The organism is Marinobacter sp. EN3, from assembly GCF_000475315.1.
Classification (GTDB): domain Bacteria; phylum Pseudomonadota; class Gammaproteobacteria; order Pseudomonadales; family Oleiphilaceae; genus Marinobacter; species Marinobacter nauticus.
Window position 1 is genome coordinate 161,080 of the sequence record NZ_AXCC01000052.1, and the last position, 14,015, is coordinate 175,094.

Here is a 14,015-nt window from a genome sequence, read left to right on the forward strand (position 1 = left end):
CACCTCCTTACCTGATGTAATAGAAAGTAACAGCAGGTAACAGATCCAGCAAACCGGACAGCCGGTTCTGTGCGTCACGTCCCTTTCCGGACGTGACGCAAGCGGCGTCAGGATTTCAGGTAGGCCTCCAGAAACTCCGGAAATGGCTGACTGTCCGCAGCTTCCTGCTCTTTCTGCTCGACCAGGGACTGCGCACTCATGGCACGGAAGTCCGCCAGCACCTCCGGTGCCAGTGGCTCCGAATTCAGGGTTTGCTGGTGTTCACGGGATATCGCCTGCACCCAGTCGCGATGGCCCAGGCCTGACTGCCCCATGGCCTCAAGCACTCGAGCGGAAGGCACCGCCCAATCATTGCCCTCGAGTTTCGACCGTTGAGCCGCCAGCGCCGACCTGTAGGTATCGCTATGATTCCAGCCATCCAGCAGCTCTGCCAGGGGCTGCAAGCGCTCCAGCCATTCAACGGCGGCCTCGCCCACAGGCACACGCTGTCCACCCCGGCACAGACTGAGTGAATGCAGGCGACCGCTGGCGACGACGTCCTTGTAATTGTCATCAAGCCGTTCGCACTCATCGTCTTCAATACGGGGAGAATCGGTGAGCAGGCAATCCAGCAGGAACAGGTCGAGGAAATCGATCTGCTCGCGGTTCACGCCCACCGGCGAGAACGGATCCAGGTCCAGACAACGCACCTCAATGTATTCCACACCCCGGGCATCCAGAGCCTGGATCGGCTTTTCACCCCGCTCGGTGGTGCGCTTGGGACGTACCGCGCTGTAGTACTCGTTCTCAATCTGAAGCACATTGGTATTGATCTGGACAAACTCGCCATTGCGCCGGGTGCCAATGGCTTCATATGCTGGCCAGTTGGTGTGGATGGCGCGATCCAGTGTCCGGGTATAAGTGCTCAGCTCATTGAAGCAGATATTCAGCGAGGCCTGGGCATTGTTGTGGTAACCCAGATCCCCCATGCGCAAAGACGTGGCGTGCTGGCCAAACCAGGTGCGATCATCGAACCGTGCCAGGTCGTGCCGGACGCCGGCCACAAAACTGGCATCCAGTGCCGGCGAGGCGCCAAACAGCAGCATCAGCAACCAGCTGCGGCGGCGGAAATTCCGGATCAGCCAGAAGTACTGGTCTGATTTGAAATCCCTGAGGCTATCCTTGTTGCCCACCAGTTCCTGCCATTTGCGCCAGAAACTGTCCGGCAGGGAAAGATTGTAATGGGCGCCGGCAATACTCTGCATAATCCGGCCATAACGCACCGCCAGACCCTGACGATACACATGCTTGAGCCGGCCAGTGTTGGAGCTGCCGTACTCGGCAATGGGAATGCTGGCATCGCCGTCAATCTCGCAGGGCATGCTCGCGGCCCAGAACACTTCGTTATCCAGGTTCTGCTGGACGAACCGATGTATATCCCGCAACGAGGCCAGCATAGCTTCAGTATTGTCGAAGACCGGCGTGATCAGTTCCAGCAGGGCTTCCGAGTAGTCGGTCGTGATACGGGGGTGGGTCAGTGCGGAGCCCAGGGCTTCCGGATGTGGTGTCTGGGCAATGAAGCCATTGGCATCGACGCGCAGGCCTTCCTTTTCGACCCCTTTGAGGAAACCGTCCCAGTCACTGGCGGCAAACTGTTGGAACAGGGAGTGGCGGGATTGTGCCATGTTGAGCTCCTGTTGCAGCCGTTACGCCCTTGTGAGACGTAACGGCTGTGAATCAGTGGAAGGGGTTAACGGCCGTTCTTACGGGCAGAGGCCATAGCCTGGGCCAGAGCGCCAGCCATGGCACCTTGAGGTGCGCCCTGGCCGGCCTGAGGTTTGCGCCCTGCACTGCGGCCAGAGTTCCGGTCTGCGCCCCGGGCTGGCTTGTTGTCCGCCCCCGGCTGGTCATCCATACGCATGGACAGGCCAATCCGCTTACGGGGAATGTCCACTTCCATCACTTTGACCTTGACGATGTCACCGGCCTTGACCACTTCTCTCGGATCTTTCACGAAAGTATGGGACAAGGCCGAGATGTGCACCAGGCCATCCTGGTGAACGCCGATATCCACAAAGGCACCGAAGTTGGTGACGTTGGTTACCGAGCCCTCCAGCACCATACCGGGTTTGAGGTCGTTGAGGGTTTCCACCCCTTCCTCGAAATGGGCAAAGCGGAATTCCGGTCGCGGGTCCCGGCCCGGTTTTTCCAGCTCGGAGATAATGTCCTTGATGGTGGGCAGGCCGAACTGCTCGGTTACGTAGTCCTGTGGGTTAAGACTGCGCAGGAACGCGGAATCGCCAAGGATATCCTCCACCCTCTTGCCATTTCGCTCAGCAATGGCCTCAACCACACCGTAGGCTTCCGGATGCACGGATGACCGGTCCAGAGGGTTTTCGCCCCCGGCGATACGCAGGAAGCCCGCAGCCTGTTCAAAGGTGCGATCACCCAGTCGAGACACCTTCAGCAGCTGTTTGCGACTGGTGAACTTGCCGTTCTGGTTCCGGAAATCCACGATGTTCTGGGCAATGCTCGGATTCAGGCCAGACACCCGCGTAAGCAGTGGCACCGAGGCGGTGTTCAGATCCACGCCCACGCCGTTTACACAGTCCTCAACGACCGCATCCAGGCTACGGGACAGCTGCACCTGGGACACATCGTGCTGGTACTGTCCCACACCGATAGACTTGGGCTCGATTTTCACCAGCTCGGCCAGTGGATCCTGCAAACGACGGGCAATGGACACCGCACCACGGATGGTGACATCCAGATCCGGCAGTTCCCGGGAGGCAAATTCCGAGGCGGAATAGATCGACGCCCCGGACTCATTCACCACAATACGGGCCAGCTTCAATTCGGGGTAACGTTTGCAGAGGTCGCCCACCAGTTTCTCGGTTTCCCGGGAGGCGGTGCCGTTACCGATGGCCACCAGTTCGATTTTGTATTTCTGACACCAGGCTGCCATCTGGGCAATGGACTGATCCCATTTATTCTGGGGCGCATGGGGGAAAATGGCGCCGTGATCCACCACCTGGCCGGTACCGTCGATTACCGCCACCTTGACCCCGGTACGCAGGCCGGGATCGAGCCCCAGCGTTGGCCGCGGACCGGCCGGAGCGAGCAGGAGCAGATCTTTCAGGTTGGCAGCAAAAACGTTGATGGCTTCGGTTTCAGCCGCTTCACGCACCTGGGCGATCAGATCGGTTTCAATCTGTGTCGACAACTTCACGCGCCAGGTCCAGCGCACCACATCCGACAACCATTTGTCGGCGGCCCGGCCGTTATCCCGAATGCGCCAGTGGGCGGCGATTCGCTGCTCGGCGGGATGGGGTTGACGGCGATCCTCCTCAGCATCGCCCATAACAATCGAATAGGCCAGAATGCCCTCATTGCGGCCCCGAAGAATGGCCAGCGCCCGGTGCGACGGAACCTTTCTCAGCGGTTCAACGTGGTCGAAGTAATCCCGGAACTTGGCGCCTTCATTTTCCTTGCCTTCTACCACAGTGACTTTCAGCTGGCCTTCCTGCCAGACGAAATCCCGCAGGGCGCCAAGCAATTCAGCATCTTCGGCAAAACGCTCCATCAGAATGTAGCGGGCACCGTCCAGAGCGGCTTTGATATCCTCAACGCCGGCTTCCGGGTTGAGGTAACCGGCAGCGACGGTTTCCGGATCCTGGGTGGGATCGTCGTAGAGGGTATCGGCCAGCGGCTCCAGACCTGCTTCCCGAGCAATCTGCGCCTTGGTGCGGCGCTTGGGCTTGTAGGGCAGGTAAAGATCTTCCAGGCGGTTCTTGGTGTCGGCAGCTTCGATGGAGGCCCGCAGCTCGTCGGTCAGCTTGCCCTGCTCCTCAATGCTGTTGAGGATGGTGCCCCGGCGGTCTTCCAGCTCACGCAGGTAGCGCAACCGCTCTTCCAGAGTCCGCAGCTGGCTGTCGTCCAGAGAACCCGTTACTTCTTTTCGGTAGCGTGCAATAAAGGGAACGGTAGCGCCTTCATCAAGAAGGGTAACGGTGGCATTAACCTGCTGTTCACGTACGCCGAGCTCTTCGGCAATGCGCCGGGAAATACTGTTCATGCTGCCTCGATCTGGTATCGCATTCGGAATTAATGCGCAAAGGTACAGCGGCTTACTTCTGCAGGCAAGCGGACTGGTTCTGGCGGTTCATGAATTGCACCAGATCGTTCCAGGGCATCGGGCGGGCGTAATAGTAGCCCTGGATTTCGTCACAGTGTTGCTGGCGCAGGAATTCCAGCTGGCCATCGGTTTCCACCCCTTCGGCCACCACGCTGATCTGCAGGCTGTGAGCCAGACTGATAATGGCCCGGATAATATGCTCGGCATCGGCAGACTGGCCCAGTTCCTGGACAAAGGACTTGTCGATCTTCACCAGCGAGATTGGCAGGTGCTGCAGATTGCTCAGGGAGGAAAAGCCGGTACCGAAATCGTCCAGTGCAAAACTGATGCCCAACTGATTGAGCTCCCGCAGGCAGCGCTGGGCGTATTCCGGGTCGTGCATCATGGCACTTTCGGTCAGCTCCAGTTCCAGCAGGCTGGTATCGACGTTGGCATTGAAAATGATACGGAAGATGGTTTCGGTCATCTTGCGATCGTGGAACTGCCGGAACGACAGGTTGACCGCAAACACCAGTCCGGGAAAGCCCAGCTCGGTGGACTCCTGCAAGCGCTTGCAGGCCTGCTCGATAACCCAGTAGCCGATGGGCACAATCAGACCACTGCGCTCGGCCACCGGGATAAACTCATCGGGGCCCACCAGGCCGCGCTCCGGGTGATTCCAGCGCAACAGACACTCGACCCCGCGCACCTCCTCGGTCGCTAGGTCAATCCGTGGCTGATAATACAGCTCCAGTTCCTTGCCCCGCAGGGCATTGCGAAGGTCGGCTTCGAGCCGGAGCTGATAGCCTGCGGAAATGTGCAGCTGCCGGTCGTAAAACCGGTAACTGGTACCCGGATCGCGTTTGGCTTCGAACATCGCACGGTTAGCCCGCCGGAGCAGTTCTTCCGGGCTGTCACCGGCCTCCGGATAGGTGGCCACGCCCAGGCTGGCGCTGACCACCACATTCTGGCCATCCACCATCACCGGCTCATCCAGCGCCGAGACCACCTTGCGAATGATCTGGGTGATATCCAGCGAGTCTTCCACTTTCTCGACGATGATGGCCAGTTCGTCACCACCGATGCGCATCAACGAGTCCACCCGTCGCAACGTCTGCCGGAGCCGCTCCGCCAGCCGAAGCATGAGCTGATCACTCTTCTGGTAACCAAAGGATTCGTTGATATTACGGAAATCATCGATATTCAGGTGCAACAGAGCCAGGCGATGATTCGCCCGCTCAGCCCTCAGCACCGCCTGCTGCAACCGATCGAAGAACAGGTCCCGGTTGATGAAGCCGGTGGCCACTTCACGGCCAAGCTGGCCATTTGCCGACTGCGTGAGCTGGGAGCGGTACCACAGGCATTTAATGGAGCGCCGGAAATTCCAGGGATCTAACTCACGGCGGCTCAGATAGTCCGATGCACCATTTTCAACCAGGTACCGGGCTTTTTCTCCGCAGGATTCGGCGCTCATGGCCAGAATGGGTATGTCCTCACTGGATACCGACAGATATTGCAGAAACGACGCTTCCGAGCCGCCATGGAACACGCAGTCCCACACGATCACATCGAAGCTGGCGTTGGAAATAAGATCATCACAGTCCACCAGATCCGGGCACCAGGTGGCGTCACTGCAGATTTCGGAATCATCCGCGAGCATGGCGCTGAACCAGAGATAGTCGGCGTATTCCGGTGTCAGCACCAGAAGGCGCAAACAATCAGGCCTGGTGTCGGTGGGCAGTGTCATCTGGCGAGATCCATATATCGGTACAGAACAGCGTAGTCCATTACATAAAGAATAGCTGATAGATCGGCAAGGTACAGCATGCCGGCCTGGTGTAGAATAGCCAGACGCTAAAAACCCATGCCCCGTTCCCCTTTGGCACCAACACTGTGAACAAGCTCAATCCCAGACAACATGAAGCGGTACGCTACGCCGACGGCCCCCTGCTGGTGCTGGCCGGTGCCGGCAGCGGCAAAACCAGCGTGATTACCCGCAAGATTGCCTATCTGATTGAGGAACTGGGCATCCCGGGGCGACACATTGCCGCCGTCACCTTTACCAACAAAGCCGCCCGGGAGATGAAAGAGCGTGTGGGCCGCATTGTCGACCGGGGCAAAACCCGGGGCCTGATCGTATCAACATTTCACAATCTTGGCCTGAACATGATCCGGGAGGAGCACACCCACCTGGGCTACCACCCAGGCTTCTCCATTTTCGACGCCGAAGATGCCAAGGCGCTGCTGCAGGATCTGATGATGCGCGAAGCCAGCGCCGAGGCCGGCGACGAGCTGAACGATGTGCAGATGACCATCTCGTCCTGGAAAAACGCCATGCGCAGCCCTGCGGAGGCCTACAGCAAAGCGGCAGACGAGCGTGAGCAGCGCATTGCCATCGTTTACAAGCACTACAACGAATACCTGAAAGCCTACAACGCGGTGGATTTCGACGACCTGATTCTGCTGCCGGTGCAGCTGTTCCGGGACAACCCGGAAGTGCTTGCCAAGTGGCGCCGGAAAATCCGCTACATGCTGGTGGATGAGTACCAGGACACCAACGTGTGCCAGTACGAGCTCGTAAAACAGCTGGTGGCCGAGCGGGCGGCGTTTACCGTGGTGGGCGATGACGACCAGTCCATCTACGCCTGGCGCGGCGCCCGGCCGGAGAACCTGGCCCAGTTGAAAGATGACTTCCCGAGCCTGAAGATCGTCAAACTGGAGCAGAACTACCGCTCCACCAGCCGGATCCTGCGCTGCGCCAACACGGTGATCGCCAACAACCCCCACGTGTTCGAGAAGGCGCTGTGGAGTGACCACACCATTGGCGAGGAAATCCGCATCATCCGCTGCCGCAACGAAGATGCCGAAACCGAGCGGGTGGCCACCGAGATCCTCGATCAGAAGCTGAAAAACGGCCTCGACTTCAGGGATTTCGCAGTCCTTTACCGGGGCAACCATCAGGCACGGCTGCTGGAAATGAAACTGCAGGCCTACCAGATTCCCTACCGCATCTCCGGCGGCCAGTCGTTTTTCTCCAAGAACGAGATCAAGGATGCGATGTCGTACCTGCGGCTGATGATCAACCCGGACGACGATGCGGCCTTCCTGCGGGTGGTGAACGTGCCGCGCCGGGAGATTGGCCCGCGCACCCTGGAACAGTTAAGTCACTATGCCCGGTCACGCAATGTCAGCCTGTTCAAGGCCCTGGGGGATATGGGGGCGGAAACCCACGTCACCGAGAAGGGGCTGGACCGACTAAGACGGTTCGCCCACTGGGTCGACAAAACCTGCGAGCGCCTGTTCTCGGAAGACCCGATCCCGGTCATCAAACAGTTGTTCACTGACATCGAGTACGAAGAGTGGCTGCACCAGCATTCCGGTAGCCCGAAACAGGCCGAACGCCGGATGGAGAACATCTGGTACCTGGTGGAGTCGATCCAGCGCATGCTGGACGACGGCAAGGGCACGGCCGATGAAATCGGCATTGAGGACGCCATCGCCAAGCTGGTACTGCGGGACATGATGGAGCAGCGGGAAGAGGAAGACGACAGCGACAAGGTTCAGTTGCTGACCCTGCACGCTTCCAAGGGGCTGGAGTTTCCCCATGTGTTCATTATGGGCCTGGAGGAGGAGATTCTGCCGCACCGCAGCAGCATCGAGGAAGGCAACATTGAGGAAGAGCGCCGCCTGATGTACGTGGGCATTACCCGGGCCAGGGAAACCCTGGCGCTGACTTACGCGGCCTCCCGAAAACAGTACGGGGAAAAACTGGAGACCATTCCCAGCCGCTTTCTGGATGAGTTGCCGGAAGAGGATGTGAAATGGGAGGGACTGGGCGACCAGGACAAAGAAGCGAACCAGAAAAAGGGCAAGGCGACTCTCAGCGCCCTGATTGGCGATCTGGGCCTGTAGAAACAACAAACCCCGCTCGGGGCGGGGTTTGTCCGGTCGTTACAGATTGCTTACTTGCTCTGCTCAACCATATGCTCAACGGCAGCGGTGATTTCCTCATCCGGGCAGTTGGCACAGCCACCTTTGGCCGGCATGGCGTTGAAGCCATTGATGGCGTGATCAATCAGGGTATCGATACCTTTCTCAATGCGCGGAGCCCAGGCAGCGGTATCACCGATCTTGGGAGCGCCGGCTGCGCCGGTGGTATGACACGCCATGCACACGGCGTCGTAGACTTCACTGCCAGAACGCGGGCCGGAGCTGGCTGTCTCAGCAGGTGCAGCAGCCTCGCCACACTCTTCACCCTGCAGACACACTTCGCCCACCGGCTTGATGCGCTCGCGGATTTCGTCTTCAACACTTGCCACTGCGGCGCCGGCGGCCAGGCCAAAACCAAGCAGAACAACAGCCAGGACTCTCTTCATCTTCACAATGCACCTCGCATTTGAGCGTTATAATCTTTCGGTCGCCGCATTATAGCGATTGAGCCTCCGCAAAAAAACCAGAGAGCAAAATCAGAATTTGATTTCAACCATTTTAATGACAGTTTCGTAGGTTGTAGCTCCTTTGCCATGGATTCCGGTTACCATAGCGTTCATTCACTCAAACCCAGAGTCGCCGCATGAACCAACAGCAACAGACGACCCCGGACAAGCGCCGAAAAACCTTACTGATCCTGGAGTTTTCCAGCCTGGCGGTACTGCTGATCTCGATGGCCTGGTTCAGCAACCAGTCAAGCGATGGCACCCCGCTTTCTGCCGGCTGGCTGCTGATTCCGGCGTTTGCCAGCCTGGGCGTTTTTCTGAGTTTTATCGGGTTGATGTATCTACGCTGGGTCGCCTCGGCGAACGACCAGCGCCGCCCCCGCCATCGCGCGATCTTCGCCCTGCTGACCCTCACCCTGCTTGGGGTCTGGATTTACGGCATTGCCAACACCTGGATAAGCCTGAGTACCGCCCAATAAGGAGCCCCCATGACCCCCAGCCTCAAGCTGCTACCCCTGATTCTGTTGGGCACGGCCAATCTGGTTGTTGCCCAGGATCGGCCAGAGGAACCCGATGTTAACTGCGCGCTGATCAAGGAAGGTGTGCAACGGCTGGCCTGCTATGACGCCAAGTACAACCCTCAGGCCGAGCGTGACCAGGCCAGCGAGGAACAGCTGGAAGAAGCCGAGGCGGATGCAGAGGAACTGGTGGCCGACAAGAAAACCCGGGAGAAGATCGTGGGTAATGCCCTGGAAGACGATCCTGATGACGGGGTGATGGCCGCGCTGGTGGACAACTATCTTTCTGCCGAGCGGGCGATCTTCTCGTTTACCGGCAGTTTCGTGACTCATCAGCCCAATTACATTCTGCCGATCACCTGGGTGGACGACCCCAATGCCTTGCCCGCAAGCCCGCGACTGGGAGCTATCGATTATGACTACAACCTGGAAAACGAGGAAGCCAAGTACCAGATCAGCTTCAAGGTTCCGTTGCTGACGGGCATTTTCGACGACCGCACAACCTTCTGGTTTGGCTACACCCAGAAATCCTTCTGGCAGGTCTACAACCAGGATGAATCGGCGCCTTTCCGGGAGACCAACTATGAGCCGGAGCTGTTTTTCAGGCACGCCCTGAACTGGGATCTCGGTCCCGGTACGCTCAGTGCGGTGTCGGTGGGCTTTAATCACCAGTCAAACGGACAGCCTGACCCCCGGTCCCGGAGCTGGAACCGGATTATGGGTTCCGTTGCCTATAGTGTGGATCGCTGGCTGTTTATGGTTCAGCCCTGGTATCGCTTGCCGGAAAACAGCAGCAGCGACGACAACGAAGACATAGAGAGCTATCTGGGCCACGCCAGTTATCACGCGGTTTACAAGCTGACGGAAGATCGGACGTTTTCTTTGAAGCTGCTGAATAATCTGAGGTCGGATAACCGGACGTCGGTGGAGTTCGGGTACAGCTTTCCCATGGGGGATACGCTGAAGGGGTTCTTCCAGTATTACAACGGTTATGGGGAGAGCCTGATTGACTACAACGAGCGGATTGAGCGGGTCGGGTTTGGCATTATGCTGAATGACTGGCTCTAGTAATATCTTCCAACATGCTCTGACTTTGGTGCAAGGCCAAGTGGGGTGGAGGGCCTCCGTAAACACGCTCCTTCGGCCCATCCCTGGGGCGCTTGAGCTCCGCCATCCCTGGCTCCGCACAGTTTCCGGAGGCCCTCCACCCCACTTGTCCCCAAACTCAGTTCGGGGTTTCAGGGGTTAGGCGTTCAAACGCTCCATTTCCGCCAGTAGTTCTTCGGTTTTCGCTTCCATCAACGCTTTATCTCCACGGGCCTCAACATTCAGGCGAACCACCGGTTCGGTGTTGGACATGCGCAGGTTGAAGCGCCAGTTTTCGAATTCCACGCTCAGGCCGTCAACATGGCTGACGGATTTCGCGCCCACGCCGTACTTGGCTTCGATGGCGGCGATGACTTTCGGGGGGTCGCTGATGGTGCGGTTGATTTCACCGCTGGCCGGGTAGGCTTCGATGCGGGCGTCGATCAGGGATGACAGGGTCTGGCCGCTCTGACACAGGCGCTCGGCCACGAGCAGCCAGGGGATCATGCCGCTGTCGCAGTAGGCGAAGTCGCGGAAGTAGTGGTGGGCACTCATTTCGCCCCCATAGACGGCGTCTTCGTCGCGCATTCTCTGTTTGATGAAGGCGTGGCCAGTCTTGCTTTCGATGGCTTCGCCGCCAGCAGCTTCAACCAGATCCAGAGTGTTCCAGGTCAGGCGGGGATCGTGAATGACTTTGCCGCCACCGGTCTTGCGCAGGAACTGGTCCGCCAGCAGGCCGACGATGTAGTAGCCTTCGATGAAGCGGCCGGTTTCGTCGAAGAAGAAGCAGCGGTCGTAGTCGCCGTCCCAGGCAATGCCCATGGCGGCGCCATTCTGGAGTACGGCATCGGCAGTCGCGGAGCGGTTTTCCGGCAGGATCGGGTTGGGCACACCATTCGGGAAGTGACCATCGGCTTCGTGATGAACCTTGATGAAGTCGAACGGCAGATGCTGTTCCAGTTCGTCGATCACCAGGCCAGCACCACCGTTGCCGGCATTACAGACGATGGTCATGGGTTTCAGTGAGCCAGCATCAATATAGCCCAGCAGATGGTCGACGTACGCGCTCATTACTTCCAGGGTTTCGTATTTGCCCTGCTCTGCGGCGTCAAAGAACGGTTCCAGCACCCGGTCCCGGATGTCGTTCAGGCCGTTGTCCGAACTGATCGGCCGGGATTCCGGGCCCACCATTTTCATGCCGTTGTGGTCTTTGGGGTTGTGGCTGGCGGTGACCATGATGCCGCCGTCCATCTGGTAGTGACTGGTGGCAAAGTACACCTGTTCGGTGCCGCACAGGCCAATATCAAACACATCGGCGCCGGCCGCCATCAGGCCGGAGCTCAACGCGTCGGCGATTTCGGGGCTGGACAGCCGGATGTCGTAACCGACGATGACTTTTTTGGCGCCGGTGATTTCAACGTAGGCACGGCCGATTTTCTCAGCCAGGATTGGGTTTAGCTGGTCAGGTACTCGGCCACGCAGGTCGTAGGCTTTGAAGCAGGACAGGTCCATTTCAGTCTCCGGAGTGGTTTATTAACCGCGTTGGGCCAGCATATCTGGCCAATCTGGGCGACCATTCTACCTGTTTCGACAGACAATCGGGGAAGCACCCGGAAAAAGGCAGGGGGAACAGAGTGGAGAGAAAGCGCCACCGGCCCGCAGAGTGAGCCGGTGTCCGGAACGCCGGGGAGTTTACTCAGCAGCTGCCGACTGCAGCTGGATATAGTTCTGGATGCCCATCTGGGAAATCATTTCGAGCTGGGTTTCGAGCCAGTCGATGTGCTCTTCCTCGCTGTCGAGGATGCTCCGGAACAGTTCACGGCTGGCAAAGTCCTGAACCTGCTCGCAGTAGATGATGGCTTCTTTCAGGTCTGTGTGCGCGGTGTGCTCAAGCTTGAGATCGCACTCGATCATTTCCTGAACATTCTCGCCAATCAGCAATTTGTTCAGATCCTGCAGATTTGGCAGGCCCTCAAGGAAGAGAATTCGCTCGATCAGCTGATCGGCGTGTTTCATTTCATCGATGGATTCTTCGTATTCTTTCGCCGCGAGCTTGGTGATACCCCAGTCTTTGTACATTCTCGAATGCAGGAAGTACTGGTTGATGGCCGTCAGCTCGTTGGCGAGGACCTTGTTCAGATGCTGGATGACTTTTTTGTCGCCTTTCATAACCGGATTCCTTGTGTCGCGAAAGCGTTAATTCACAAGGATAGTCGGTTTAACGGCAATAAAAAATCACGGATGGGAAAGAGGTGCAATTGCAATATGTGGACAGGCCCGCCCGCTCAGGCGGGTTGCGCCAGCATATTGGCGAGCGCCATATAATCCGGTGACCGGGACTCTTTCAGAATTTCCCGGGCAGTGCAGGCGCAACGACCGCACTGGCGACCGACGCCAAGTTCCTTGCCGAGCTGGCGCATGGAACTGACACCGCTTTCAGCGGCTTCGCGGATTTCTCTGTCTGTTACCCCGTAACACAGGCAAACGTACATAGGGCGCTCTCACTAACAGCAATAAAGTTAGTGATAATTATTGTTATTAACAAACAGGATTGCAACCCTTTTGCAGTCAGTTTTTGTAGTAAAAAGTGACTATTCGCATTCTCGCGTTAAGTTCCGGGCCCCGGCCGCTGTGACCACCACATTATCTTCAATCCGGATTCCACCACAGCTCTTCAGTTCATCAATCAGCGCCCGGTTCAGATACTGGGCTTCAGGCCCGTTCAGCAAAGGCTCCAGCAGCGATGGAATAAAATAGAGCCCCGGCTCGATGGTGACCACCATGCCGGCTTCCAGGGTGCGGGTCAGGCGCAGGAACGGCGCATCTTCCGGGGACGGCGTCGGTTTGCCGGCGACATCGTGCACCTGAATGCCCAGAAAATGCCCTATGCCATGGGGAAAGAACGCCCGGGTAATGCCCTGCTCCACCATGGCTTCATCCGCTAAACCGGACACCAGCCCCGAAGCTGATAGCAGGGTCGCAATGCCCAGGTGAGCCTTGCGGTGAATGTCCACGTAGTCCACGCCGGGCGACACCATCTCGCATAGCCGCAGCTGCAGTTTCTCCAGCCCGTGAACCAGCGCGGTGAATCTCGGCTCATCCGGCCCGGCGGTGGTGCGGGTTATATCTGAACAGTAGCCACGGTAGCGCACCCCGGCATCAATCAGCAGACTGCGGGGCCGGCGGGGAGGCTTCAGGTCGTAGTACTGGTAGTGCAGTGTGCCGGCATGTTCGTTCAATCCGATGATGCTGTGATAAGGCGCCTCCACTTCCCGCTGGCCGGTGGCCTGCTGGTAGGCGAGATTGATACCGAATTCGCTGTCGCCGGCCAGAAACGCCTCTCTGGCCGCCCTGTGACCAGCCAGGGCGATCCGGTTAGCGTGTGCCAGGCATTCAATTTCGTAAGGAGTTTTGCGCACGCGGGCTTCTTCCACGGCTGCCACCAGTGCCGCCGGGTTATGATCTCCCGGCACGCCATCCAGCACCAGCGGATCACCGATTACCACCAGCCGCCCCGGGCTATCGAGCTCCGGGGCGCCAGATTGCTGCCGGCTGCGCACGTCTACAACCTCTAGCCAGGGTTCTTCAGCCATCACCGGGTTGGCGTGCCAGAAGTCCACCGGCTGGTATAGCCAGAGCACCGGTTTCTGGCCGGGCCGAACCAACAGCCAGCTGTGCTCCTGGCCAGCCAGCCCGGTCCAGTGCAAAAACGGGCCGAAGCCCTGAAATACATAGGCCTGATCATCCCGATACCGGTAGGGCGCCGCGCCCGAGGCAATCAGCAGGCTGTCATAACCGTGATCAGCCATGGCCCGTTCGTACCGGTTCTGCAGCTCACGGATGTGGGCAGGCTGCAGGTCGAGGATGTCTTGATTTGGCATA

At 58.4% G+C, this 14,015-nt stretch carries 11 protein-coding genes; 3 read left to right on the plus strand and 8 right to left on the minus strand.

What is annotated here, in order from left to right:
- Positions 1–107 precede the first annotated feature (107 nt).
- The 3 genes from gshA to Q675_RS33360 all read right to left on the minus strand — a co-directional run bounded on the left by gshA (position 108) and on the right by Q675_RS33360 (position 5,840).
- A complete protein-coding gene (gene gshA / locus Q675_RS33350) occupies positions 108–1,664 on the minus strand; it encodes a glutamate--cysteine ligase (RefSeq protein WP_011784010.1) in 1,557 nt (518 codons plus the stop codon).
- 65 nt (positions 1,665–1,729) lie between these two features.
- Positions 1,730–4,054 (minus strand): Tex family protein, encoded by a 2,325-nt coding sequence (locus Q675_RS33355; RefSeq protein WP_011784009.1) that lies wholly within the window; start codon positions 4,052–4,054, stop codon positions 1,730–1,732.
- A gap of 52 nt (positions 4,055–4,106) precedes the next feature.
- Entirely contained in the window at positions 4,107–5,840 is a 1,734-nt protein-coding gene (locus Q675_RS33360; RefSeq protein ID WP_023011772.1) for an EAL domain-containing protein, read from the minus strand.
- A gap of 146 nt (positions 5,841–5,986) precedes the next feature.
- Between Q675_RS33360 and rep the strand changes: the two genes are divergently transcribed.
- Positions 5,987–8,005, plus strand: a complete 2,019-nt coding sequence (gene rep / locus Q675_RS33365) for a DNA helicase Rep (RefSeq protein WP_011784007.1) — start codon at positions 5,987–5,989, stop codon at positions 8,003–8,005.
- 50 nt (positions 8,006–8,055) lie between these two features.
- Here rep and Q675_RS33370 read toward each other — a convergent pair whose 3' ends face one another.
- Positions 8,056–8,469 (minus strand): c-type cytochrome, encoded by a 414-nt coding sequence (locus tag Q675_RS33370; RefSeq protein ID WP_011784006.1) that lies wholly within the window; start codon positions 8,467–8,469, stop codon positions 8,056–8,058.
- Between the two features lie 197 nt (positions 8,470–8,666).
- Between Q675_RS33370 and Q675_RS33375 the strand changes: the two genes are divergently transcribed.
- Together Q675_RS33375 and Q675_RS33380 are read left to right on the plus strand one after the other, a co-directional pair.
- Positions 8,667–9,008 (plus strand): hypothetical protein, encoded by a 342-nt coding sequence (locus Q675_RS33375; protein WP_011784005.1) that lies wholly within the window; start codon positions 8,667–8,669, stop codon positions 9,006–9,008.
- 9 nt (positions 9,009–9,017) lie between these two features.
- Complete coding sequence (locus tag Q675_RS33380) at positions 9,018–10,115, plus strand: phospholipase A (protein WP_011784004.1); 1,098 nt, start codon at positions 9,018–9,020, stop codon at positions 10,113–10,115.
- Positions 10,116–10,292: 177 nt separating this feature from the next.
- Here the strand turns inward: Q675_RS33380 and Q675_RS33385 are convergent, their stop codons facing one another.
- From Q675_RS33385 to pepQ, 4 genes are all read right to left on the minus strand, one after another.
- Entirely contained in the window at positions 10,293–11,645 is a 1,353-nt protein-coding gene (locus Q675_RS33385) for a phosphomannomutase/phosphoglucomutase (protein WP_023011773.1), read from the minus strand.
- 180 nt (positions 11,646–11,825) lie between these two features.
- Positions 11,826–12,302 (minus strand): bacterioferritin, encoded by a 477-nt coding sequence (bfr, locus tag Q675_RS33390; RefSeq protein ID WP_011784002.1) that lies wholly within the window; start codon positions 12,300–12,302, stop codon positions 11,826–11,828.
- A gap of 116 nt (positions 12,303–12,418) precedes the next feature.
- Positions 12,419–12,625, minus strand: a complete 207-nt coding sequence (locus Q675_RS33395) for a bacterioferritin-associated ferredoxin (protein ID WP_011784001.1) — start codon at positions 12,623–12,625, stop codon at positions 12,419–12,421.
- Between the two features lie 99 nt (positions 12,626–12,724).
- Positions 12,725–14,014, minus strand: coding sequence for a Xaa-Pro dipeptidase (gene pepQ / locus Q675_RS33400; RefSeq protein ID WP_011784000.1), 1,290 nt, complete (start codon positions 14,012–14,014; stop codon positions 12,725–12,727).
- Position 14,015 lies beyond the last annotated feature (1 nt).